Below are 23,976 nucleotides of genomic sequence, written 5' to 3'. Positions count from 1 at the left end.
TCAAACTTCACAGGGCCGCATCCATGGACATCACATGTTGAGTGTCATCAAACTGGCGTTGCCCCCCGCAGCGGCGGTGTTGGTGCTGATGCTGCGCTCGCTCACCAGGCGAGCCAGCGGCACGGCGGCATCGCCCGGACGCAAGGCCGTGAGCGTGACGATGGCCCCCGGGCGCTGCGCCAGCTGCGCTTGCCAGTGCAAGGTAGTGGCTGCGTCGCCGTGCAGCAAGGCGGCGTCTACCGGGTGGCCGTTGGCGATCTCTTCCAGCATCACCTGGCTTTGCACCGCAGCAGGCAGCTGTGCGTGCTGCGCCTGCGCGGACAGGGGCCACACGGCGCGGCTGCCCACGGCCAGCACGGCGGCCAATTGCGTCAGCCGGTCGGCATCGGCCCCGGGCTGTTCGCCCGTCAGGCACAGCACCCGTGCACGGGCTTGCACACGGTAGATGTTGCGCTCGCCGGTGGGGCCGCTCAGGGTGGCTTGCAGACCCGCCGGGCTGGTCGCGGCAAATTGCGCACACACATGCGCCAGCGGCAAACGGCCTTGCGCCACCGCCCAGTCGTGCAGGGCTTGCAGCGCAGGCGTGACCTGGGGCAGCGATGCCGCACCGCTGGCCTGCACGCTGCGCAAGGCGGCATCGGGCGGGCAACGCGCCAACAATCGCAAAAGGTAAAGCGGCCCACCCGCCTTGGGGCCAGTGCCCGACAGGCCTTCGCCGCCAAAGGGCTGCACACCCACCACCGCGCCCACCATGTTGCGGTTCACGTAGACATTGCCCGCCTGACTGTGGTCAATGACTTGCGCGATGGTCTCTTCGATGCGCGAGTGCACGCCCAGCGTGAGCGCGTAGCCGGTGGCGTGGATGCTTTGCAGCAGCTCGGGCAGTTCACTGCGGGCATAACGCACGATGTGCAGCACCGGACCAAACACTTCGCGCTCCAGCTGGGCGATGCGGTCGATTTCGATCAGCGTGGGCTGCACGTAGGTGCCTAGGGGCAAGGTGTTGGCATTTTTTGTCCTTTCGGGTGTTGCGCTTTGCATGGATTCTGTGGGGGCTTGCCCTGCAAGCGATGGCTTGTGGCCTACAGGCGTCTGATCGCCAGCAGGGCTGGCTCCTACAAAGCCGTGTGTCTGTAGGTCGGTGGCTTCAGCCCCGACAGGCGTCTGATCGCCCACGGGGTGGGCTCCTACAAAGCCGTGTGTCTGTAGGTCGGCGGCTTCAGCCCCGACATGGGCCTGCGCCAAAGCCTGCAACGTCGGACCTGAAGGTGCCGACCTACGGGATGTCTGTAGGTCGGTGGCTTCAGCCCCGACATGGGCCTGCGCCAAAGCCTGCAACGTCGGACCTGAAGGTGCCGACCTACGGGATGTCTGCAGGTCGGAGGCTTCAGCCCCGACATGGGCCTGCGCCAAAGCCTGCAACGTCGGACCTGAAGGTGCCGACCTACGGGATGTCTGCAGGTCGGAGGCTTCAGCCCCGACAAGGGCCCGCGCCAAAGCCTGCAACGTCGGACCTGAAGTTGCCGACCTACGGGATGTCTGTAGGTCGGTGGCTTCAGCCCCGACAGGTGTTTGATCGCCCACGGGGTGGGCGCCTACGGTGGGCGATGCGTTCAGCGCGTTGGCGCTGATGCGGTGCACTCGGCAGCCGCGCTGCTGCATGGCTTGCACATGCGCTTCGATGCCTGCGCGTGCCCGCTCGTCGATCACCGGCCCCATGTCCACCGCCAGATGCGCGGGCGCGCCCATGCGAATTTCGGCCATCGCGCCTTGCAGCATGGCGATCAGGCGGTCGGCCACATCGTCCTGTACGCACAGCACGCGCAGGGCTGAGCAGCGCTGACCGGCCGCCTCAAAGGCTGAAGCCATGGCGTCGGTCACCACTTGCTCCAGCAGGGCCGACGAATCGACCACCATGCAGTTTTGGCCGCCAGTCTCGGCGATCAGCGGCACAGGCTGGCCATGCGCGTTCAGGCGCTCGGCCAGCGCTGCTTGCAGCACGCGGGCGGTCTCGGTGGAGCCGGTGAACAGCACGCCTTGCACGCGGGCGTCGCGCACCAGTTGCATGCCCACTTCAGCGCCCCGGCCTGGCAGCAACTGCACAGCAGCTGGTGGCACCCCCGCAGCCCACAGTGTTTGCACGGCCAAGGCGGCGATGGCGGGGGTGGCTTCGGCCGGTTTGGCCAACACCGGATTGCCTGCGGCCAGTGCGGCGGCCACCTGTCCCACAAAAATCGCCAGCGGAAAATTCCACGGGCTGATGCACAGCACCGGGCCCAGCGGTGTGTGGGTGCTGGGGTCAAAGTCGCGGCGTACCTGTGCGGCGTAGTAACGCAAAAAGTCCACCGCTTCGCGCAGCTCGGCCACGGCGTGGCCCCAGGTCTTGCCTGCTTCGCGCACCAACAAGGCCATCACACGGGGTGCATCGGCTTGCAGCAGATCGGCCGCGTGCTCCAGCAAGACGGCGCGTTGTGCGGGTGGCGTGGTCGCCCAACCGGGCACGGCTTCGCTGGCGGCTTGAAGAGCTTTCTCCACATCGGCCGGGCTGGCGTAGTGCACTGTGCCCAGCACGTCGCTGTGGTCGGCGGGGTTGCGCAGGGTGTGTATGGTACCCCCTGCGGCAGGTGTTGCGGTCAGTGGCGTCACCGCGACAGGCTGCACCTGCGCTTGCATGTCTGCGGCCAGTTGGCGCAGCGTGGGTTCGTGCGCCAAGTCCGGGCCGCTGGAATTGCGGCGGGCCGCGCCATACAACTGAGCGGGCAGCGCGATTTGCGGGTGGGGCTGGCCGGGGCTGCTGTCTTCGCGCAGGGCATCTTCTTCGGTGCGTGCCACCGGGTCATGCACCAGATCGCTGATGGACACACTCGCGTCGCCCATGCGGTTCACGAATGAACTGTTGGCCCCGTTTTCCAGTAAACGGCGCACCAGATAAGCCAGCAGGGTTTCATGTGTGCCCACCGGGGCGTAGATGCGGCAAGGCCGCGAGAACTGTTGGCCCCCACGCAGGCTCACTTCGTGTAGCCCGCTGCCCCCCGAGGGGGTGCTCGCGCCTTGGGACGGCCCGGCGGCGCTCGCTCGCCCGACCACCTGCCGGTACAGCGGCTCGCCCATGCCGTGCAGGCACTGAAACTCGTACTGGCCGGGTGTGTAGTCGCCGTGCATGTCCTGGGCCATGCTCACGATGGCCGCCAGCGTGTGCGCATTGTGCGTGGCAAATTGGGGGTACACCACATCGGGCGCGACCAGCAGTTTTTGGGCGCAGGCCAGGTACGACACGTCGGTGTGGTGCTTGCGGGTGTAGACCGGGTAGTCGCTTTGCCCGTCGAGTTGGGCGCGTTTGATTTCGCTGTCCCAATACGCGCCTTTGACCAGACGCACCATCAGCCGGTGGCCTGTGCGGCGCGCCAAGTCCACCACAAAGTCGATCACCAAGGGGCAGCGCTTTTGGTAGGCCTGGATCACAAACCCGATCCCGTGCCAGCCCTGCAAACTGGGGGCCAGGCACAGCGCTTCGAGCAGGTCGAGCGAGATGTCCAAACGGTCCACCTCTTCGGCGTCGATGTTGAGGCCAATGTCGTAGTGCATCGCCAATTCGGTGAGCTTCAACACACGCGGAAACAGTTCATCCATCACGCGCTGGTGCTGGGCGCGGCTGTAGCGCGGGTGCAGGGCCGACAGCTTGATCGAGATGCCCGGGCCGTTCACCACGCCTTGGCCGTTGGATGCCTTGCCAATCGCGTGGATCGCGTTTTCATAGGCCTGCATGTAACGCTGCGCGTCGGCTTCGGTCAGGGCCGCTTCACCCAGCATGTCATACGAGTAGCGAAAGCCTTGCGCTTCCATGGCGCGGGCGCGGTGCAGGGCCTCGTCAATCGTCTCGCCCGTCACAAACTGCTCGCCCAGCATCTGCATGGCCAGTTGCACACCCTGGCGGATCAGCGGCTCGCCGCTTTTGCCGATCAGCCGGGTGAGCGAGGCCAGCAGCGCGCCCTCGCTGTGCGTGGCCACCAGCTTGCCCGTGAGCAGCAGGCCCCACGACGCAGCGTTCACAAACAGCGAAGGGCTGCGCCCCACATGTTGCTGCCAGTCGCCCTGGCCAATCTTGTCGCGGATCAGCGCGTCGCGCGTGGCCGCATCGGGGATGCGCAGCAGCGCCTCGGCCAGGCACATCAGGGCCACGCCTTCTTCGCTGGACAGCGCGTAGGTCTGCATCAGGCTTTGCACGCGTGCGGCGCGCCCGCCCAGTTGTGGGCCTTCGCGCATGCCCCTCACCAGCTGACGGGCCAGCGCGTCGGTGCGTTCGGCTTGGGGGCCGCTCATGCGGGCAGCGGCCAGCAAGGGGGCCAGGGCCTGCGCTTCAGGCAAGCGGGTGGCGCGGGCGATGGCTTCGCGCAGGGCGCTGCGCTCGGGCAGCGGGCCGCCGGGGGTGAAGTGGGCGCCCGTGGGCAGCGTGTTTGGGGTCATGGGTGCGTTCATGGTGGTGGCCTTGCAGATTCGATGCACTTGATGCTGGCGTCATGTCGGGGCTGAAGCCGCCGACCTACAAGAACCTGTCTTCGTAGGTCGGTGGCTTCAGCCCCGACAATGACCGCCAAGGGGCATGAATCGCTATCATCCGGAAAACTTGATGAATATTTCACCAAATCTAATCAGATCAGCCGGATAAAAATCACCATGCCCACCGAAACCCCGGACATCGACCGCACCGACCGCCGCATCCTGGATCTGCTGCAACGCGACGGCCGCATCAGCAACCTCAAGCTCGCCGAAGGCGTGGCCCTGTCGCCCACGGCGGTGCTGGCGCGGGTGCAGCGCCTGACGCGCGAGGGCTTCATCCTGGGCTACGAGGCGCGTCTGAACCCGCTCAAACTGGGCGCGGGGATGATGGTGTTTGTGGAAATCTTGCTCGACCGCACCAGCCCCAATGTGTTCGAGCAGTTCAAGGCGGCGGTGCAAGTGCGCCCCGAAATCATGGAGTGCCACATGGTGGCCGGGGGCTTTGACTACCTGCTCAAGACCCGCGCCGCCGACATGAACGCCTACCGCGAATTTGCCGGCACCGTGCTGTGGCAACTGCCCGGCGTGCGCGAGACGCGCACCTACGCGGTGATGGAAGAGGTCAAGAACACGACGGCGCTGGCCTTGTGAGTGCCATTGAGCCACCTCAATTACCTCACCTGGTGCTACACTTTAAGCAGGGAGCGGACACCAAATGACACGTACTTTCAAGACGGCATGGTTTCACTAACAAGCACGCAAGGCCAAAATTTCAGATGCGCAATTGTGCAAAGCTGTGACACAGATCGGCCAAGGTCAAATGGTCGATTTGGGTGGTGGTGTTTACAAAAAACGATTGGATGAAAACCGACATCGCTCCATCATCTTGGCGCACTGCGGTCAATTCTGGATCTATGAGTTCCTGTTTGCAAAAAAAGACCGCGACAACATTGATGCGAGGGAACTGATGACTTTTCGCACACTGGTCAAAGCCTACAAAGGACTGACCTCAACGCAACTCCAGCAACTGCTGGATGAAGGTGATTTTCTGGAGATTTGTCATGAAGCCTAAACCCAAATACAAAAGCGATGCACTGCAGGCAGCCCACGCATCGGCCAAAGCCTTGCTCAAAGTCGGCGGGATCGACAAGGCCACCATGCGTCAATTTGATGCTTCTTGCTTGGTCACGCCCCCCTTGCTGGCACCCGATCAAATCAAACAATTGCGTGAGCGTGAGCATGTGAGTCAACCGGTCTTCGCCCTGTACCTCAACACCAGTGAATCCACGATTCAAAAATGGGAAACCGGCAACAAGCAGCCCAGCGGCATGGCCTTGAAGCTGCTGGACATTGTGCAAAAACACGGATTGCAAGTGCTGACCTGAACGCTTGATTTCAGGCGCACTGAGGGCCGTCCCCGGCTGCACAGGCGACAGCCCCACCCTGTACTTTCTCCCAGAATGACCGTTCATTCACCACACACCAGAGACTCACATGCAACACATCGGATTTGTCGGCGCTTCGGGTTTGATGGGCCATGGCATGGCCAAGAACATCCGGGCCAAAGGGTTTGACTTGTCGATTTCGGTCCACCAGCGCACCGCGCCCGTGCAGGACCTGTTGGCCGCAGGTGCCCGCCAGGTGGGCAGTTATGCCGACTTGGCGGCTTGCGATGCGGTGCTCATTTGTGTGACCGGCTCTCCCCAGGTCGAGGCGGTGGTGGCTGGGCCGGGCGGCTTGTTGTCCCAGGCACGCGCGGGCCTGATCGTCATCGACACCTCCACCAGCGAACCCGAGTCCACCCGCCGCCTGGCGGCACTCTGCGCTGAGCAGGGCGTGATTTATGTGGACGCGCCGCTCACACGCACGCCCATCGAGGCCGAGGCGGGCAAGCTCAACTCCATGGTGGGCGCGTCGCCTGAAGTCTTCGCCCGCATCGAGCCGGTGATTCGCGCTTACAGCGAAAACGTGTTCCATGTCGGCGGGATGGGATCGGGCCACGTCATCAAGCTGCTCAACAACTTTGTGGCGCAAGCCATTTGCACCGCCACAGCAGAGGCCTTTGCGGTGGGGGCCAAGGCGGGCGTGGACCTGAACCAATTGGTGCAGGTCATCTCGGCCGGGGGCGTCAATTCGGGCCTGTTCCAGCTGATGAGCAAAACCCTGCAGGGCGACTACGGCGCGATGAAGTTCGAGCTGAACAATGCGGCCAAGGATTTGCGTTATTACTCACACCTGACCGAGAGCGTGAAGGTGCCCTCCATGATTGGCACCAGCGTGCACCAGGCCCTGAACACGGCCGTGGCTTTGGGCTACGGCAGCGAGATGGTGCCCTCGCTGGTCAAGGCGCAGGCCCAGCTGAATCAGGTCACGATCGTCAAGTCTTGAGGGTTTGGAGGGCTTGCGCCACCTCCACCGCAGTGGGCCGATGGCGCGGCTGATCTGACAGGCAGGCACGGGCCAGTGCTTGCAGGGTTGGGACGGCTGCGTCGGCTGATGAATCATCGGCTGTTGAGGACGAGCCAGCCTTTTGACCCCAAGTTGTCGTGGCAGGGGCTGTTGATGGGTGCTGCACCGCAAGGACCAGTTCTTCCAGCAAACACCCCAAAGCCCGCACCTCCAGCGCCAGCAGACTTTGTTGCAGCTCGGGTGTGTCCATGGGCAATCGCGTGGCCGCGCCAAAGTCGCCCAGCTGGGCTTGGCCATGCACCGGGTCGATCAGGATGTTGTGGGCATACAAGTCGCCGTGCATCACACCACGCAGGTGCAAGTGCGCCAGCGCATGGGCCACATCGTGGGCAATGCCAAGGGCCAACGCGGATGAGAGTTGAAAGCCCGGTGGGTACACATCCCGCGTGCAGCTTTGCAAGCTGGGCGGACCGGCCAGATTGATGTGTGCGGCCGGGATGAGTGGCATCAACAAACCCTGCGCCTGCGTGGGGTGGTCCGTGAGCCGTGCCACCGGGGTGGTCAGGCTGGGGTACTGCCCCGCCGCCAGGCAGGCGGCCAGCTCGTCTTGGGGCAAACCGTCGCTGGTGACAGCCCCTTTGAACAGCTTGAGCGCCAAAGCTTGCGACCAGCCCGTGGCCTGCACTTGGTAAATGTGGCCCGAAGCCCCCTCGCCCAGCAGCGGGCCGTGCGTCAGATCGGGCCAGGCGATGCTTGGCAAGTCAGACCCTGCGGGACAAACCCAGCCCAGCGCATTGCCCGCCAAGGCCAACCAGGACAGGCGCGGCAATTCGGTCAGCCAGCCGGGCACCTTGCTCAGGCGGTTGGCCGATACGCGCAGCAATTCCAGTCGGTGTGCCGCCTGCAGGCTGTCGGGCAGTGCGGTGAGTTGGTTGCCCGCCAGCATCAACTTTTGTAGGGCCGGGCGCTGGCCCAATTCGCTGGGCAAATGGCCGATGGCGTTGTCGGTCAGCGTCAACCAACGCAAAGCGGGCGGCAGCGCGGCGGCAGGCACATGGGCAATGCGGTTGGCCTTGAAGCCGACCATGTGCAATGCCGGGCAATCGCCCAACACTTCGGGCAGCGCGGTGAAGTCGTTGTCTGAGGCAAACAGCACCTGCATCTTGTGCAACTGGCTCAGCTGGTGTGGCAAATCGCGCAGCCGGTTGCCGCTCAGGTTGAGCACCTCCAGCGTGTCGGCCAGGTCAAAAACCTCGTGGGGCAACTCAGTCAGGCCGCAAGACAGATCGAGGCGGCGCGTGCCCGCCAAAGCGCCGCTGCGCAGTTGTTCAAGGGTGTGCATGGGAGAAAGTGGGGTCAATACGCCATCGTCAGCAGGGTGCCGATTGTGACCGGTCACAGACCTCAACAACGGTGAACCTGGGGCCGCGTCAGGATGTTTGTGCCCGGTAGGTGCCGAGGGCCTGGGCCAACACGTCGCCCTCGGTGTTGCACAGCTGCGCTTCGCAAAACACCATGGTCTTGCCGCCGCCGACCACCTGGGCCGTGGCCATGGCTTGGCCTGCGGCCGGGCGCATGAACGACATGTGCAGGTCCACGGCCACCACCGAACGCACCGGCTGCTTGTCAGCGCTGCCGCCGTTGACTCGGGCCAAAGCTGCTTGAACCATGGCCTCATCCAGCAGGTTCATCACCGCACTGCGGCTCAAGAGGGCCGGGGATTCATGGGGAAGGCTCATGCAGTTTCCTTGAGTGCCAAATTGAACGCGATGGTTTCATTGGGGTCTGGGCAAGTAACGGAACGAGCCCTGCGCTTTGGCCACCACGCGGCCTTGGGCGTCGCACACCTTGGCTTGGCACCAAGCCACATCGTCGTCGCAGCTGACCACTTCGCCATGCGCCGTCAGCGGGCCACGCCCGGGCTCCAAAAAGCAGGTGTCCAGGTTCAGTGTGACCACGGTCTTTTGAAAATCGACCTGCGAGACCGATGCGCTGGCCATGACCACATCGAGCAGCGTGACCACCACGCCGCCGTGTACTGCGCCGATCACATTGCCCAAGTCGGCGTGCGGATCAAGCGAAATTTGTGCCTTGCCGCCTTCGGAGAAATCACGCCGCATGCCGATCAGGCGCGTGAACGGCGTCTTCGCAAAAATCGCCAGCGGGTCGTCAGAGATGACGGGGTTCATGGCGGTGCTTTCAGTCCAGCTTGAAGCCCATGTCCTTGAGCATCTTGGCGTCGCGCTCGAAGGCCGTACGGGCGTAGGCGGTGTAGGCCTCGCCCGTCATCAGGTTGGGCTGCATGTCAAAGTTCTCCAACTGGATTTGGTGCACCGCGTCGGCCGAGGCCTTGCGAAAAGCCGCTGCCAGCTTGGTCGCGATGGCGGGCGGCAGGTTCTTGGGCGCGACCAGGCCCATGGGCGAGTCGATGGTGATGTCAAAGCCCGCCGCCTTGACGGTCGGCACACCCGGGTAGCCTTTCAGGGGCTCTTGCGTGAATGTGGCCAAAAGCCGCGCTTTGCCGCCGCGCACCTGTGCGCCAAAGCCGGGGTCGCCGTACACGTCCAAGTGCCGCCCGATCAAGGCGGTGAAGGCTTCTCCACCGCCCTTGAAAGGCACCATGTTGAACGAAGTGCCTGCCATTTTGGCCAAGCGCTCGGCCACGATGCGGTTGATGCTGATCGCCCCCACCGTGCCCCAGCTGATGGCACCCGGGCGCTTCTTGGCATCGGCCAGCAAATCGCCCAGCGTTTGCCAAGGGGCATCGGCGGCCACGCAAATGCCGGTGGTCAGGTTGAACAGGCCAATCAAGTAAGTGAAGTCTTTAAGCGGGTCGAAGTTGACCTTTTGCACCAGAGGTGCGCGGATCACCGAGTTGTGCATCACGGCCACCGTGTAGCCGTCCGACTCGGGCATGCTCGCCAGCGCCGCCGTGCCCATGACACCGCCCGCACCGGGCTTGTGCATCAGCACCACGCTTTGGCCGAGCTCTTTGGACGCAGCCTCGGCCAAGGTGCGAAAGATCGGGTCCATCGAGCCCCCGGGTGGAAAGGGCAGCACCAGCTGGATTGGCTTGGTCGGGAAAGCGTCTGTGGGGCGGCTTTGAGCCAGCGCCGCGCTGCCCACCGCCATGGCCGACAGGGCCACCAAAGCCTGCCTGCGGTCAACCGGGAATCCGTGCGGGTTCATGTGTGTCTCCTTGTGCAAAGCCCACGGCACCCGACAACAGGCGCATGCACAGGCTTTTCATCGGACTTCAGGGTAAGGGCACAAGCGCGCATTCTCAAATGGCCGAAAAGCACAAAACCGCTGGCAAAACCTGCCAGCGCTGCGAGGCAAGCCATGAACAGCTGCCGCAACGAACCACGCCTTCTTGAAGGGAATGCGTCAGCTCAACTCTGACGCAAACAGCGTCAACGGTAAGTCGCCAGGTGGATGTTGGTTTCGGTGCTGCGGATGCCGCTGATCAGGCGGATGCGCTCCAGCACCTGCGACAGCTCTTTCATCGAAGTGGCCTCGATTTCGGCCAGCAAATCCCAGCGGCCATTGGTGTCGTGCAGGGCGGCCACGCCAGGCTCGCCCAACAAACTCGCAATCACCTGGCGCGTGGTGTTGCCTTCGACCAGCACGCCCATCCAGGCCTTGATGCGCTCGGTCTCGGCCTCGGGGCGCAGCTTGATGGTGTAGCCCACGATGACCTGGCTGTCTTCGAGTTTGCGCAGGCGGTTGTTCACGGTGCCGCGAGACACCCCGAGCTTGTGGGCCAGGTCGGCAATGTTCAGGCGGGCGTTTTGCCGCAGCAGGCCGATCAGGCTTTGGTCGATGTCATCCATGTGCCAAATTGTCACTGCAACTTGACATTTTGGCAATATAACCAACAAAACAGCACATTTATAACCATTTACATTGGCATCGCGATCCAAGAAACTGCTTCCTCGATCAACAGGGTCTGAAGGACCCACAGAACCCGCGCATGAACCACGCCCAAAACGCTCAAGTACAAAACCGCCCCGTCCGTACCGAATTCCAGTCCCCGCTTTACCTGAGCGCCCCCGATGCCGTGGCCATGGTCCAACACTTGGGCTTGAACAATTGCATGGCCTGCATCGCTGACCACATCCAAGCCGACTTTTTGCGTTGGCACGACTTTGACAAATCACCCCGCGTGGCCCACCACTCACATCACGGCGTGATCGAGTTGATGCCGATCTCCAACGCCCAGGCCTACAGCTTCAAATACGTCAACGGCCACCCCGGCAACACCGCCCTGGGCCTGCCCACCGTCATGGCTTTTGGGCTGCTGGCCGATGTGCAAACAGGTGCCCCCACCTTGATCAGCGAGCTGACCCTGACCACCGCCCTGCGCACCGCCGCCACCTCGGCTTTGGCCGCCAAAACCTTGGCGCGACCCGACAGCCGGGTGATGGCCCTGATTGGCAACGGCGCACAAAGCGAGTTCCAGGCGCTGGCGTTTCAGCACTTGGTGGGCGTCACCACCTTGCGCCTATACGACATTGACCCGCAAGCCACCGCCAAACTGGTCAGCAATTTGAGTGGCAGCGGCTTGAAGTTGGTGGTGTGCCCCAGCACCGCCCATGCGGTTCAAGGAGCCGACATCGTCACCACGATCACCGCCGACAAAACCTGCGCCACCATCCTCAGCGCGGACATGCTGGAGCCGGGCATGCACATCAACGCGGTGGGCGGCGACTGCCCGGGCAAAACCGAGCTGTCTGCGGGCGTGCTGCGTGCGGCCAAAGTGTTTGTGGAGTACGCACTGCAAACCCGCATGGAGGGCGACATTCAGCAAATGCCGCCTGACTTTGCCGTGACCGAGCTGTGGGAAGTGCTCAGCCAGCGCTGCGTTGGCCGTGACAGTGCGCAGCAAATCACCGTTTTCGACTCGGTGGGCTTTGCCCTTGAAGACTTTTCTGCGCTGCGCTTCATGCACGATGCCGCGTTGGCACTGGGTTACGGCCAACGACTGGACCTGATCCCGTCCATGCAAGACCCGAAGAACCTGTTTGGCACTTTGCGCCATGCCCGCGCCATGCCGTGCAGCGCCCTGTCAGCAAGCTGCGCTGTGTAAACCCCCACCCTGCGGGACCCTGTGGGCGATCAGGGCATTTGCGCTGGGCGAGGGATCGCCATGGCGAGCGTCGGCCCTCCAAAGGCTCGATGAACTACTTGACGGCAGATTCCGGGCTCACCGGCACCTGTGTCAAATACCCGTGAAGCAATTGGGCCAAGCGCTCACGCTCAACCTGCGGCAAAGATATCGGCAAGCCAGGCATGGTGGTTCCAGGCTTGACGGCACCTGGCGAAATCACCCAACGAACAAAGTCATCAGCCTGGAATTGGCGTGCCTGCAAGGCCAAATTGCCAGGCCACTTGTCTCCACCAAAACCGTTGACTTTGTGGCAGCTGAGGCAATATTTCTGCGCAATGGCCGCAGAGCCAGACAAACTGGCCGGTAAGCCTGGAGGCAACAAAGCGGTCTTGAAAGCTGTCGATGAAAGAATTTGCTTGACCTGATAGGGCCAATAAGTTCCCCCCTCAGGCAGCAACTCGGGATGGCGAATGTTGTTCCAGACCAAATAGTAGGGACCCAAGGCGACATCACGTTCGTTTTGCTCCAGATTGTCAACCACGAAGCGACGATGACCGACATGCTCATAGGTCAAAAAGGCCTCGAACTTCAAGAACCGTTCAGACGGGATTCGCGACACATAGCCATCCAACGCACGAAACTCAACTTCGACACCCGGGGCACGCCAGTGAGCCCCCAACAGCAGATCAAGGACCTGCACCGCTGGCCAGCCGCGATAGCTTCTGATGACCTGCTTGCCGTTTTGGGACAAATGCGGTTCAGAGACCCTGACCGTTTGTGGTTTTGTATTGAGTTTGATTTCCAGCGTGGCGGCGTCTGGAAGAACCTCAGCCATGACCCCCCATGGGGTCAAAAAAGCAAAAATGAATAATAAAATATTGACCATGGCTTCGTAAAAATCAAATCTGATGCATTAACCCAGTTCAAATGTGGTGACACCAAACTGACGGTGTTGATCAAAGACTGGCATCAAGCCCGTATACATGCGCGCAGTTTGAAAAACCGCTTGCATGCCCCAAAAACGGGCCAACTCACGCGCAGGCTCAGAATCTTCAGAAATATCCAATTGAACCTGCTCCCCTGCAGGAACGCGACTCATGAGGGCGTTGAATAATTCATTGGCCACCGTTGAGTCATCCGCGAACAAAGGACCTACTTTGAACCCCACTCGGCATGGCCGGATCACACCGTAACCCAGTAAGTGATGGTGATGCCAAAAACCCAGGGCTACGCTGCCCTGCTGTTGGATCCAGCGCCGCACAAAAGTGCCTCGCTCGCCAGGAAACATGGCCGCATCGTATTGCACAACTTGCTCAGCATGGACGGTTTCTAAGGCCACAACGCCTTTGTGGACTGGCCCCTTGGTGGTTGTCATGCCCTGCATTCGCAAATTGTTGTGGGCCCACACAAAGCCGCTTTTTCGGTAATTGGCCTGTTGGGCCACGACACCATCGAGTCCTATCAGACGCCCACCCAGGTGAGCGACCGCCGCCTGCCACAAAGCCAGGCCATGGCCGCGCCCACGAAAAGCTGGCGTCACGATAAAAAATCCAATAAAACCAAAATCAAGCCCGTACCGCACACAAGAAATCATGCCCACAGGTTCTTGATCGATTTCTGCCAACAAAAACCCTTGTGGATCTGTGTCAAAAAATGTTTCACTGTCGTTCAAGCCAGGATTCCAGCCCTCATAGGCGGCCCATTCAATGCCATGGGCCAATTCATGTTTTTTCATGAACCGGATGTGCAAAGCGGAAGTGGAAACGGCTTTCATGAATTCAAATGAAGGTGCACATGAAAAGAATGCAGACCTGAAACAGGTGGTGAATTGATTATAGGCAAGGCCTTGTAAAGCGCTCGAAACTTTGGGTCAGTTCTTCAAAGCCAATAAATGGCCCATCATTATTCATACTCAAGCCTTGATGCCTATTCAAAAATACATTTACAAATAATGCAAAGGTGCAGTTCATGCACCGCAATTACACTTGCAGCAGCCCCACCCTCCAAAAGACAAGGCGTGCTTGCCAAGGCATCGCAACGGGGACATCGGTCCTGCGGGATCATGCGGGTCGTCAAGTGGGGCCCCGCGCAGCGATGGCATCCGTCAGGCAACGCGCCAAATAAGCCGCTGCGGGGGTCAGCGGCACATCGGGTGGGGACAGCAAGACCAGCTCGATGTCCGGTGGGCGCATGCTGCGCAATGACAACTCCACCAAACCATGTCCCTCGGGTTGGGCCAGCAAGGGGGCGGGCATCACGCTCATGGCGTCCGATTGGCGGATCAAAGCCATGGCGGCCATGGCGTCGCAGCGGGTGATTTGGCTGGGCGGGGCCACACCCCCTTGTGAAAACATGGCCAGCAGCCCCTCGTCCAGCCCTTGCGAAAACGGCCCCGGCATGACCCACTCCAACGCTGCCAGCTTGGCAGCAGTGGGCTGCAGCAACACCGGGTGCCCCGCCCGCACCACCAGTTTTTGCTGGTCTTTTTGCAAGCGGGTGCACTGAAACTCTTGCGGCGTCACGTCGCCGCTGTCGGCCACGATGGCGAAGTCCACCGTGCCGTCACGCAAACCCGGCAACACCCGCGCCACCAGGCCTTCAATCAAGCGCAGCTGGATGCGTGGGTAGCGTTTGCGAAACCACAAAAACGCCTCGCCCAACACCGTGAGCATGAGGTAAGGCGTGAGCGCCACACGCACCGTGCCCTCTTGGTCGCCCTGGGCCTGCTGCAACTCGTCTTGCGCCAAGGCCATTTGGCGCATCACCAGCTGGGCGCGGGCGTGCAGGCGCTGGCCCGCGTCGGTCAGCACGATGCCCCGTGATTTGCGAATCAACAAGGCCACGCCCGTGTCTTCTTCCAGCTGGCGCAAAGACTTGGTCAGGGCCGCCTGCGTCAGGTGCAATTCGCGGGCGGCGGCGCGGATGCTGCCGTGTTCGACGGCGGCCACCAAGGCCTGGAGTTGGTGCAGTTTCATGGTCAGGCAGTTTAATCCAGTGACAACCATGGGTTGTCATGAAAATAATTAACAGTCTTTCAGTTGTCCCCTGTCAGGTCTAGCATCGCGCCATCATTTTGACGATGGAGACCCGCATGAAACTGCTCAAACCCCTGGGCCTGCTGCTGAGCCTGGCCATGGCGGCCAGCGCCCCCGCTCTGGCACAAAACTTCCCCAACAAGCCCATCAACCTGATGGTGCCCTACCCGGCAGGCGGCCTGTCGGACATCATCGCGCGCAAGATCAACGTGCCCCTGGCGGCCGAGCTCAAGCAGCCCGTCATCATCGAAAACCTGGGCGGCGCGGGTGGGGCTATTGCGGCGCAAAAAGTGCTCAACGCCCCCGCAGACGGCTACTACCTTTTCCAAGGCTCGCCCAACGAACTCATCCTCGCCCCCTTGGCCATGAAGGCCGTCAAGCACAAGCCCGATGACTTTCGCCTGATCCAGCGCATGGCCATGGCCCCCATGGCCATCGTCGCCAGCAAGAACTTCCCGGGCAACACCCCGCAAGAGATGGTGGCCGAGATCGTCAAACGCGCCAAAGCGGGCAAACCGGTCAATTACGCCAGCGTGGGCATCGGCAGCTTCTACCATTTGCTGGGCGAAGAAATGGCCAAGAAGATCGGCGCTGAAATGCTGCATGTGCCCTACAAAGGTGGTGGCCCCATCACGCAGGATTTGATGGGTGGCCAGATTGAACTGTTCATCACCCCTTACGGCGCACCTCATGTTCACATGGCCAAAGAAGGCAAGATCAAATTCATTGCCGCCTTGTCACCCCAGCCGCAGCGCCTGATTCCGGAGGTGCCCTCGGTGGACCAAGCCAAAGAGCTCAAAGGTTTTCACTACACGATTGGCAGTGGCTACTACGTGAAAAAAGGCACGCCTGAGCCCGTCGTCGAAGCCTTGCACCGGGCGCTGACCAAGGTCATGTTCGACGCCGATTTCCGCAACACCATGACCGCCATGGGCCAGGAAGTGGGTGAAGCTTTGCGTCTGGACCAGACCGATCAGGTCTATGCCGATGAGGTCAAGCTGTACCAGGGCATCGCCAAATCGATCAAGCTCGAAGCCCAATGAGCGTGTTGCACGCCCTGCAACAGCGTGCGGCCCCTTTTGTGGCGCTGCGCCGCGATTTGCACCGCCACCCCGAACTGGGCCTGAAAGAGTTCCGCACGTCTGAGCTGTTGGCCGAGCAGTTGCAAAGCTGGGGCTACAGCGTCACGCGGGGCCTGGCGACCACCGGGCTGGTGGCTCAGTTGCAGCGCGGCAGCGGCCACAAACGCCTGGGCTTGCGGGCCGACATGGACGCGCTGCCCATTCACGAGGCCAATGACTTGGCGCACTGCAGCGTGCACGCGGGCGTGATGCACGCCTGTGGCCACGATGGGCACAGCGCCATGCTGATGGCGGCGGCGCAATACATTGCCCAAGAGGTCGAGTTTTCGGGCACGCTGAACCTGATTTTTCAACCCGCCGAAGAGCACCCGGGCGGCGCGAAGATCATGATCGAAGAAGGCCTGTTTGAGCGCTTTCCATGCGATGCCATTTTTGCCGCGCACAACATGCCCGGCGTGCCTGCGGGGCAGCTGGTCTTCATCGATGGCCCGGCCATGGCGTCGAGCGACGACGTGACCATCACCCTCACGGGCGTGGGCGGGCACGGGGCCATGCCGCACCGCGCACAAGACCCGATCGTGGCGGCAGCGGCCATTGTCATGACGCTGCAAACCATCGTCTCGCGCAATGTGGACCCGCAGCACACCGCCGTGATCACCGTGGGTTCGCTGGTGGCGGGCAAGGCCAACAACGTGATTCCTGCCAGCGCCCGGCTGGAGCTGAGCGTGCGCTCGCTCGACCGCGAAGTGCGCAACCTGCTGCAAGAACGAATCACCAGTCTGGTCACGGCGCAAGCCCAAAGCCTGGGTGTGCAAGCGCACATCGACTACAAGCGCGACTACCCCGTGCTGGTGAACACGCCCGCAGAGACCGAGTTGGCCCGCCAGGTGGGTACCGAGCTGCTGGGGGCAGAACGCGTCACGCGCCAAGGCCGCCCGCTCACGGGCAGTGAAGACTTTGCCTTCATGCTGGAGCACTGCCCGGGCAGTTATTTCATGATCGGCAACGGTGCGGGCGAGGGCACGGGTGACAGCGCAGTCGCCCACGCCTGCATGGTGCACAACCCGGGTTACGACTTCAACGACGACATCTTGCCCGTGGGCGCTGCCTTCTGGGCCTTGCTCACACAACGCTATTTGAAAGACTGAACACCATGGCCACCACACTTTGGCAACTGAGCGCCACCGAACTGGCCGCTCGCATCGCCCGCCGCGAGACCACCGCACGCGCCGCCACCGAAAGCGTGTTGGCCCGCATTGCCGAGGTCAACCCACAGGTCAACGCCCTGGCCAGTGTCTCGCCCGACAAAGCTTTGCAAGCCGCCGATGCGGCCGACGCCGCACAAACCCGGGGCGATGTTATGGGGCCGTTGCACGGTGTGCCGGTCACCATCAAGATCAACATCGACGTGCAGGGCGAGGCCACCGACGAAGGTGTGCATGACTTCAAAGACAACATCGCCAGCAGCGACTCGCCGCTGGTCCAGTCCCTGCGCGAGGCGGGGGCCATTGTGGTGGGCCGCAACAACGCGCCCGCGTTTTCGCTGCGCTGGTTCACCGACAACGACCTGCATGGCCGCACACTCAACCCGTTTGACGCGGGCGTCACACCCGGTGGCTCCAGCGGCGGTGCAGCCGTGGCCACCGCTTTGGGCATGGGCGCGATCGCGCACGGCAACGACTACGGCGGCTCGATCCGCTATCCGGCCTGGGCCTGTGGTGTGGTGGGCTTGCGCACCACCGTGGGCCGGGTGCCGTCTTACAAGGCCAGCGCCCCCAACCGCATCATCAGCAACCAGCAAATGTCGGTGCAAGGGCCACTGACCCGCACGGTGGCCGATGCACGGCTGGCGCTGCAGGTCATGGCGCAAGGCACACCGCTGGACCCACAATGGGTACCCGCCCCACTGGAATTTGCCGATGCCCAGCAGCCATGCCGCGTGGCGGTGTTTCGCAACTGGGCGCATTCGGCCGTTGACCCGACTGTGAGCGCAGCGGTGGACCAGGCCGCCCGCTGGTTGGAAGCGGCTGGCTACACGGTTGAAGAGGTCGAGCCCCCGCACTTTGCCGAGGTCTCGGCCATGCAGTTCCACATGGTCATGAACGACATGCGCCGAGGCGGTGAGCCTTTCATGCGCGAACATGGCGACGATGCGTTGCGCAAGGCGCTCAGCCACTACATGGCCATCAACCCCGTGTGGGACCGCGATCAATATCTGGAAGCCATGACCCGGCGCTTCAACATCGCCCGCGACTGGGCGGTGTTTTTGGAGCGGTACCCGGTGCTGCTCATGCCCAACTCCTGGGAGCGGCAATTCCCCATCGACGACGACCAGCGCTCGGCCGAACGCACCGCTCAAATCCTGCTGGCGCAAGCGCCCTTGCTGAGCACCGCCACACTGGGCTTGCCCGGCCTGTCGGTGCCCACCGGGGTGGTGAACGGCTTGCCCGTGGGCGTGCAAATCGTCAGCACCAAGTTCCGCGAAGACCGCATGTTGGCGGCTGGCGAGGTGATCGAGCAAGCCGCGCAGTTTTCGGCGCTCGCTTATTTGAGGGGCCGGGGCTGAGAAAAGGGATCGGCACCCCACCTGCACACCGGACAACGTGCAGGCAGTGGTGCCGATCAGCGCAGCATCAGCGCGCGTTGCAGCGCCCGTTTCAGCGCAAGTGATGCACAGGCGCAGGCTTGTACACCGGCGTGTCCAGGCCTTCGTAACGCGCCTTCAGTTGCAGCGACAGGAACTGTGAGTAATGGCGGCTTTGGTGCAGGTTGCCGCCATGGATCCACAGCTGTTTTTGTTGTGTGGGTTTCCACATGTTGCGCAGCTCGCCTTCCCAAGGGCCAGGGTCTTTGGTGGTGCCCGAACCCAAGCCCCAGACCTTGCCCACACGGTCAGCCACTTCGGGTGAGATCAGGTCGGCCAGCCAGTGGTTCATCGAGCCATAACCCGTGGCGTACACCAGCAAATCGGCCTCCAGCTCGGTGCCATCGGTCAGGGTCACGCTCTTGGGGTTGATGCGCTCGATGTTGTTGTGGCTTTTGAGTTTGACACTGCCGTTGGCCACCAGCTCGCTCGCACCCACATCGATGTAATAACCCGAGCCCCGGCGCAGGTACTTCATGAACAGGCCCGAGCCATCGTCGCCAAAGTCCAGCATGAAGCCCGCCTTCTCCAGCCGACCATACAGGTCGGCATCGCGCTTTTTCATCTCGTCATACACCGGAATGTGGAAGGTGTGCATGATCTGATAGGGCACGCTGGCGAACACCAAATCGGCCTTGTGGTGGTCAATGCCGCTTTGCACCGCCTCTTCGCTGTAGAGCCCACCCAGCGCCAGCTCCATGAGCGACTCCGAAGGCGCAATGTGTGTGCTGCTGCGCTGCACCATGGTCACATCGGCCCCGTTTTCCCACAGGGCCGCGCAGATGTCGTGCGCCGAATTGTTGGAGCCCAACACCACCGCTTTTTTGCCTTTGTAGGCCTCGGGGCCAGGGTGCTTGCTGGAATGGTGCTGGTCGCCCAAAAAGCTGTCAGCGCCCGCAATCTTGGGCACGTTGGCATAACCCGACACGCCCAGCGCAAACACCAGCTCTTTGGGGCGCAACACCACCTCTTGGCCAGCCCGGTCCACCACGACTTCCCACTCACCCTTGGCTTCGTTGAATGTGGCCTTTTTGGCGGTGGTCGATCCCCAGTAGTTGATCTCCATGACCTTGGTGTACATCTCCAGCCAGTCACCCACCTTGTCCTTGGGGGCAAACACCGGCCAGTCGTCGGGGAAAGGCATGTAGGGCAGGTGGTCGTACCAAACCGGGTCGTGCAGGCACAGGGTTTTGTAGCGCTTGCGCCAGCTGTCACCGGCTTTTTCATTGCGCTCGACCACGATGGTCGGCACACCCAGACGCCGCAGCCGGGCCGCCAGCATGATGCCCCCCTGCCCGCCCCCGACGATCAGCACATGCGGCTGCTCGTCGTAGCCCAAGCGGGCCTCTTCATCCTGGCGTCGCTCCAGCCAGCTTTTGCGGCCCACTTGCGCCCCGTGTTCGGCCCCCTTGACGCGGCGGCTGCCCTTTTTTTCCTCAAAGCCTTTGAGCTCGGTCATGGTGGTCAAGAGCGTCCAAGCCTTATCGCCTTGGGCCGTGGCCTTGAGCCGCAGGTGACCACGCCCGCGCGAGACACCGGTTTCAAATGTGAACCAGGCATCGACCACGCCATCGGCCTCGGTGGCCTCGCCTTCGAGTGCAAAGTTCGAGGGCTGCACATCGGCCAGCCGCGCTTGCAGCATGGCCTCGATGGCACTTTGACCTTCCTGGGTGCAAATGTTCCAGGTGAACGACACCAGATCCCGCCAGTAGCAGTCGGTGTCAAACAGGGCCGTGGCTTGTGCCGTCTGGCCTTGGCTCAGGGCATTCTCAAAGCCCGATAGCCAATCTTGCGCCCTCTGCGAGGGGGTCTTGTCACTCATGGGTTTCTCTCCTGGTAGTGCCGCACTCGACATGGTGCGGTGCAGGGGAACAATCAAGTGCCGTGCCAGATCGGTCGCCACTTGCAAGTCCTTGTCAGACCACAAGAAATCAAAAATGACCCGGGGTCTACCCGGATGTCACAGCGCATCACCTGTCACGCCAGAACCTGTGACAGGTGTCACAGGCTGCACTCACCCCGCCTGTCGATGTGGGGCCACGATGCCCGCCCGCTTCATGCGGCGGTACAGCGTCATGCGCGAGACGTTCAGGCTGCGGGCGACGGCGCTCACGTTCCATTGCGACAAGCGAAGTGCTTGCAACAAGCTGGCATCCCCGCTGGGGGCCAGCTCGTTTGGGGTGTCGGGGTAAGCTTGCCGGATCTCGTGGCTGCCCAGCAGTTCGGGCAAATCGTCCAGGCCTATGGGGCCCTGCTGGCACATGCTGCAGGCGTAATCGAGCACATTGCGCAGTTCACGCAGGTTGCCTGGCCAGCGGTGCTGCAACAGGCACTGCCGGGCTTCGAGGGCCAGCGTGCGCCCTGGCAGCAGACGGTCGATCATGGCGCTCAGATCGGATCGCTCGCGCAAGGGCGGCAGCATGATGTGCGCCCCGTTCAAGCGGTAATACAGGTCGTCCCGAAAACGCCCGGCCCGCACCCAGGTCTCCAGCGGCGCGTGGGTGGCGGCGATCACCCGCACATTGACCGGCACGGCCCGTGTGGCCCCCACCGGCAAGACCTCTCGCTCGGACAACACACGCAACAGCCGGGCCTGCAAGCCCAGCGGCATGTCCCCGATTTCGTCCAGAAACAAGGTGCCCCCATCGGCTTCGGGAATCAGTCCCCGTTTGCCTTTGGAGGAAGCGCCCGAGAAGCTGCCGGGCAAATGCCCGAACAGCTCGCTCTCGATCAGGGCTTCAGGAATGGCAGCGCAATTGACCGCCACAAAGGGCTGCTGCCGGCGTTCGCTGCTGGCGTGCACCGCCTTGGCAAAGTACTCCTTGCCCGAGCCGGTTTCACCGGTGATCAACAAACTGATGGGCGAATTGACCAAGCGGGCCACGCGCTCGATTTGTCGCTCCAAAGGGGGATCACCCGCCGAGAGGGCCGCCAAAGCAGGGGGCACCGCTGTGTCGCGCTGGCTCTGGCTGTTGGGCAGCTTGGGCGGTGGAGTGGCTGACAAAAACAGCAATTGCCGTCCCCCCGAATGCATGACCGCACGCTGATCCGATGGCCGCGTTTGCACATAACGACCCAGATCGGCAAAAGGCAAATCAAACAGGCGCTCAAAGCGGGTGCCCAGCAAGGGCTGCGCGGGGTCGGCTCTGAGGCCGAGTTGGGCGCGTCGGTTGTGACCCACCACACGGCCCTGAACATCCAACGCCAGCAGGTATTCGGGTTGCACATCCAGAAACTGCGGCGCACTGGACAGGCGCAAAATCCAGTCGCGCCGATGTCGGTACAAAAAAGCGGCGTTCTCAATGTCGTGTGCATACATCTGCACCAGCTGCAATGCCAGGTGCTGGCTCGATTTGGGCTGGGCCGAGCTGAGCTGCGAAATATCCAGCACCGCACTGAGCTGGCCACGGCTGTCGTAAACGGGTGCCGAGGTGCAGGTCAAAGGAATGTGTGTGGCATCAAAATGGTCGTTCAGGTGCACCGTGAGTGCCTGCCCGGTGCTGATGCAGGTGCCCACGCCGCAAGTGCCCGCGTGCTGCTCGCTCCAGTCCGCCCCCAGGTACAGCCCGGCTTTGCGAAGGCTAGGCTCAAACACCAAATCACCCAAAAAATCCACCGTCACGCCCTTGGCATCGGTCAGCAACACCACATAACCCAGCCCGGCCACCTTGGAGTAAAGCGTCTCCAGCCCGTGACGGGCGATGTGCAAAAACGCCTCCATCTGGTCTTGGTGTTCGCGCAAACGGGCGTGCGGCAAGATGATGGCTTCTTGCATGCGGGTGGGGTCCAGCTGGTGCTCGTGCACACAACGGAACCAGGAGTCGCGAATCAGCTGTTCATGGCCCGTCGCGGCCAAGGCGGCACCCTGCGTGGCCACGCTGACCACGGTGGCAATGTGCGCGTGCTGGGAGGTGTTCATGGGCAGGCCCGTGTCGTGAGAACAGCCGCCCACTTTGGGTGGACCCGCGTGGCCTGTCAAGACCACGTTTTCCCGGTGACCCTCGTCCTATGGCCAGCTCAGCCTTCCACCCCCTGCCCTACCCCCTGCCCCACCCTTTGCCCCACCACCCGCGCCATCTCCAGGCATTTGTTCGAGTAACCCCACTCGTTGTCGTACCAGGCCACCACCTTGATGAAGGTGCTGTCCAGGGCCATGCCCGCATCGGCGTCAAACACGCTGGTGCACACCTCGCCCCTGAAGTCGGTCGACACCACTTTGTCGTTGGTGTAACCCAGCACGCCCTTCAAAGCGCCTTCGCTTTGCGCTTTCATCTCGGCGCAAATTTCGGCATAGGTGGCTGGTGTTTCCAGCTCGGCCGTCAGGTCCACCACCGACACGTCCGAGGTGGGCACACGAAATGCCATGCCCGTCAACTTGCCCTGGATGGCCGGGATCACCACGCCCACCGCCTTGGCCGCGCCGGTGCTGCTGGGGATGATGTTTTCCAGAATGCCGCGACCGCCGCGCCAGTCTTTGTTGCTGGGGCTGTCCACGGTTTTTTGGGTGGCGGTGGCGGCGTGCACCGTGGTCATCAGGCCACGTTTGATGCCCCACTTGTCGTGCAGCACTTTGGTGATGGGGGCCAGGCAGTTGGTGGTGCAGCTGGCGTTGCTGATGATGGCTTGCCCGGCGTAGGACGCGTGGTTCACGCCGTACACAAACATGGGTGTGTCGTCTTTCGAAGGCGCGGACATGACGACCTTTTTGGCTCCGGCAGCCAGGTGCTTGCCCGCACTGTCTTTGTCCAGAAACAGGCCGGTGGCTTCGATCACCACATCGGCACCGACCTCGTTCCACTTCAGATGGGCCGGGTCGCGCTCTTGTGTGAGGCGAATGCGTTGGCCGTTCACCACCAGGGTGTTGCCCTCCACGGCCACCGTGCCCTTGAAGCGGCCATGCACGCTGTCGTATTGCAGCATGTAGGCCAGGTAATCGGGTTCGAGCAAATCGTTGATGCCGACGATCTCGACGTCGTTGAAGTTCTGCACCGCTGCACGCAGCACCATGCGGCCAATGCGGCCAAATCCGTTGATGCCGATTTTGATGGTCATGGGGGTCTCTCTTTCGTTGGAGGTGTAGGCGGCGACCCAACCGAAACGGGCAGGCCAGACATGTAACCATCCTATTCGAAATCATGAAACTTTGTTACATGACCCGCCTTGCGTACCGATTTGTTCTGGTTTTGTAACTGCGACTTG

Annotated in this window: 19 protein-coding genes and 1 pseudogene; 8 read left to right on the top strand and 12 right to left on the bottom strand. The window is 62.2% G+C overall.

From position 1 onward, the window contains the following. Positions 1 to 30: 30 nt before the first annotated feature. On the bottom strand, positions 31 to 4,464 hold the full coding sequence (locus B9Z48_RS21760; protein ID WP_233261012.1) for a proline dehydrogenase family protein: 4,434 nt from the start codon (positions 4,462 to 4,464) through the stop codon (positions 31 to 33). A 210-nt stretch (positions 4,465 to 4,674) separates the two neighbouring features. Here B9Z48_RS21760 and B9Z48_RS02935 point away from each other — a divergent pair, with 210 nt between their 5' ends. The 4 genes and pseudogenes from B9Z48_RS02935 to B9Z48_RS02920 all read left to right on the top strand — a co-directional run bounded on the left by B9Z48_RS02935 (position 4,675) and on the right by B9Z48_RS02920 (position 6,885). Next, complete coding sequence (locus B9Z48_RS02935; protein WP_089956317.1) at positions 4,675 to 5,148, top strand: Lrp/AsnC ligand binding domain-containing protein; 474 nt, start codon at positions 4,675 to 4,677, stop codon at positions 5,146 to 5,148. A gap of 115 nt (positions 5,149 to 5,263) precedes the next feature. After that, positions 5,264 to 5,569 (top strand): annotated as a pseudogene (locus B9Z48_RS02930) (type II toxin-antitoxin system RelE/ParE family toxin); the annotation flags it as partial. Next, positions 5,559 to 5,882 carry a DNA-binding transcriptional regulator gene (locus B9Z48_RS02925; protein ID WP_089955646.1) on the top strand — a complete coding sequence of 108 codons (324 nt, stop codon included), beginning with the start codon at positions 5,559 to 5,561 and terminating at the stop codon, positions 5,880 to 5,882. The pseudogene B9Z48_RS02930 and the gene B9Z48_RS02925, both read left to right, overlap by 11 nt. Positions 5,883 to 5,991: 109 nt before the next feature. Further along, positions 5,992 to 6,885, top strand: coding sequence for an NAD(P)-dependent oxidoreductase (locus B9Z48_RS02920; RefSeq protein ID WP_089955642.1), 894 nt, complete (start codon positions 5,992 to 5,994; stop codon positions 6,883 to 6,885). On the opposite strand, the gene B9Z48_RS02915 is transcribed toward B9Z48_RS02920, so the two are convergent. From B9Z48_RS02915 to B9Z48_RS02895, 5 genes are all read right to left on the bottom strand, one after another. Then, positions 6,875 to 8,248: a leucine-rich repeat-containing protein kinase family protein gene (locus B9Z48_RS02915; RefSeq protein ID WP_089955639.1), complete on the bottom strand. Its 1,374-nt coding sequence runs from the start codon at positions 8,246 to 8,248 to the stop codon at positions 6,875 to 6,877. The genes B9Z48_RS02920 and B9Z48_RS02915 overlap by 11 nt on opposite strands. Positions 8,249 to 8,336: 88 nt before the next feature. After that, positions 8,337 to 8,645, bottom strand: coding sequence for a PaaI family thioesterase (locus B9Z48_RS02910; RefSeq protein ID WP_089955636.1), 309 nt, complete (start codon positions 8,643 to 8,645; stop codon positions 8,337 to 8,339). A gap of 36 nt (positions 8,646 to 8,681) precedes the next feature. Next, a complete protein-coding gene (locus tag B9Z48_RS02905; RefSeq protein ID WP_089955629.1) occupies positions 8,682 to 9,095 on the bottom strand; it encodes a PaaI family thioesterase in 414 nt (137 codons plus the stop codon). 10 nt (positions 9,096 to 9,105) lie between these two features. After that, positions 9,106 to 10,095, bottom strand: a complete 990-nt coding sequence (locus B9Z48_RS02900; protein WP_089955624.1) for a tripartite tricarboxylate transporter substrate binding protein — start codon at positions 10,093 to 10,095, stop codon at positions 9,106 to 9,108. 224 nt (positions 10,096 to 10,319) lie between these two features. Continuing rightward, the gene (locus B9Z48_RS02895) at positions 10,320 to 10,739 is read right to left on the bottom strand and encodes an Lrp/AsnC family transcriptional regulator (RefSeq protein WP_108377066.1); all 420 of its coding nucleotides are present in this window, start codon (positions 10,737 to 10,739) and stop codon (positions 10,320 to 10,322) included. 140 nt (positions 10,740 to 10,879) lie between these two features. On the opposite strand from B9Z48_RS02895, the gene B9Z48_RS02890 reads away from it, so the two are divergent. After that, positions 10,880 to 11,995, top strand: a complete 1,116-nt coding sequence (locus B9Z48_RS02890; RefSeq protein WP_108377065.1) for an ornithine cyclodeaminase — start codon at positions 10,880 to 10,882, stop codon at positions 11,993 to 11,995. A 94-nt stretch (positions 11,996 to 12,089) separates the two neighbouring features. On the opposite strand, the gene B9Z48_RS02885 is transcribed toward B9Z48_RS02890, so the two are convergent. The 3 genes from B9Z48_RS02885 to B9Z48_RS02875 form a co-directional block, all read right to left on the bottom strand. Next, positions 12,090 to 12,851 (bottom strand): cytochrome c family protein, encoded by a 762-nt coding sequence (locus B9Z48_RS02885; RefSeq protein ID WP_146186222.1) that lies wholly within the window; start codon positions 12,849 to 12,851, stop codon positions 12,090 to 12,092. Between the two features lie 78 nt (positions 12,852 to 12,929). Further along, positions 12,930 to 13,790, bottom strand: coding sequence for a GNAT family N-acetyltransferase (locus B9Z48_RS02880; protein ID WP_108377063.1), 861 nt, complete (start codon positions 13,788 to 13,790; stop codon positions 12,930 to 12,932). A gap of 298 nt (positions 13,791 to 14,088) precedes the next feature. Then, positions 14,089 to 14,991: a LysR substrate-binding domain-containing protein gene (locus B9Z48_RS02875; RefSeq protein ID WP_158273197.1), complete on the bottom strand. Its 903-nt coding sequence runs from the start codon at positions 14,989 to 14,991 to the stop codon at positions 14,089 to 14,091. Positions 14,992 to 15,107: 116 nt separating this feature from the next. On the opposite strand from B9Z48_RS02875, the gene B9Z48_RS02870 reads away from it, so the two are divergent. The 3 genes from B9Z48_RS02870 to B9Z48_RS02860 are packed head-to-tail and all read left to right on the top strand — an operon-like array spanning position 15,108 to position 18,699. Beyond that, entirely contained in the window at positions 15,108 to 16,094 is a 987-nt protein-coding gene (locus tag B9Z48_RS02870) for a tripartite tricarboxylate transporter substrate binding protein (RefSeq protein WP_158273196.1), read from the top strand. Continuing rightward, on the top strand, positions 16,091 to 17,281 hold the full coding sequence (locus B9Z48_RS02865; protein ID WP_108377060.1) for a M20 aminoacylase family protein: 1,191 nt from the start codon (positions 16,091 to 16,093) through the stop codon (positions 17,279 to 17,281). The genes B9Z48_RS02870 and B9Z48_RS02865 overlap by 4 nt, the downstream gene beginning before the upstream one ends. Before the next feature lie 5 nt (positions 17,282 to 17,286). Continuing rightward, positions 17,287 to 18,699, top strand: coding sequence for an amidase family protein (locus tag B9Z48_RS02860; protein WP_108377059.1), 1,413 nt, complete (start codon positions 17,287 to 17,289; stop codon positions 18,697 to 18,699). 91 nt (positions 18,700 to 18,790) lie between these two features. Here the strand turns inward: B9Z48_RS02860 and B9Z48_RS02855 are convergent, their stop codons facing one another. From B9Z48_RS02855 to gap, 3 genes are all read right to left on the bottom strand, one after another. Further along, positions 18,791 to 20,599, bottom strand: a complete 1,809-nt coding sequence (locus B9Z48_RS02855) for an NAD(P)/FAD-dependent oxidoreductase (protein ID WP_108377194.1) — start codon at positions 20,597 to 20,599, stop codon at positions 18,791 to 18,793. Between the two features lie 192 nt (positions 20,600 to 20,791). Next, entirely contained in the window at positions 20,792 to 22,696 is a 1,905-nt protein-coding gene (locus tag B9Z48_RS02850; RefSeq protein WP_108377193.1) for a sigma-54-dependent Fis family transcriptional regulator, read from the bottom strand. A 98-nt stretch (positions 22,697 to 22,794) separates the two neighbouring features. Continuing rightward, on the bottom strand, positions 22,795 to 23,829 hold the full coding sequence (gene gap, locus B9Z48_RS02845) for a type I glyceraldehyde-3-phosphate dehydrogenase (RefSeq protein ID WP_108377058.1): 1,035 nt from the start codon (positions 23,827 to 23,829) through the stop codon (positions 22,795 to 22,797). Positions 23,830 to 23,976 lie beyond the last annotated feature (147 nt).

The sequence above is a fragment of the Limnohabitans sp. WS1 genome (assembly GCF_003063265.1).
Lineage (GTDB): Bacteria > Pseudomonadota > Gammaproteobacteria > Burkholderiales > Burkholderiaceae_C > Limnohabitans_A.
The sequence above is the reverse complement of the archived record's forward strand: the minus strand, read 5'-3'. Positions and strand labels throughout refer to the sequence as shown.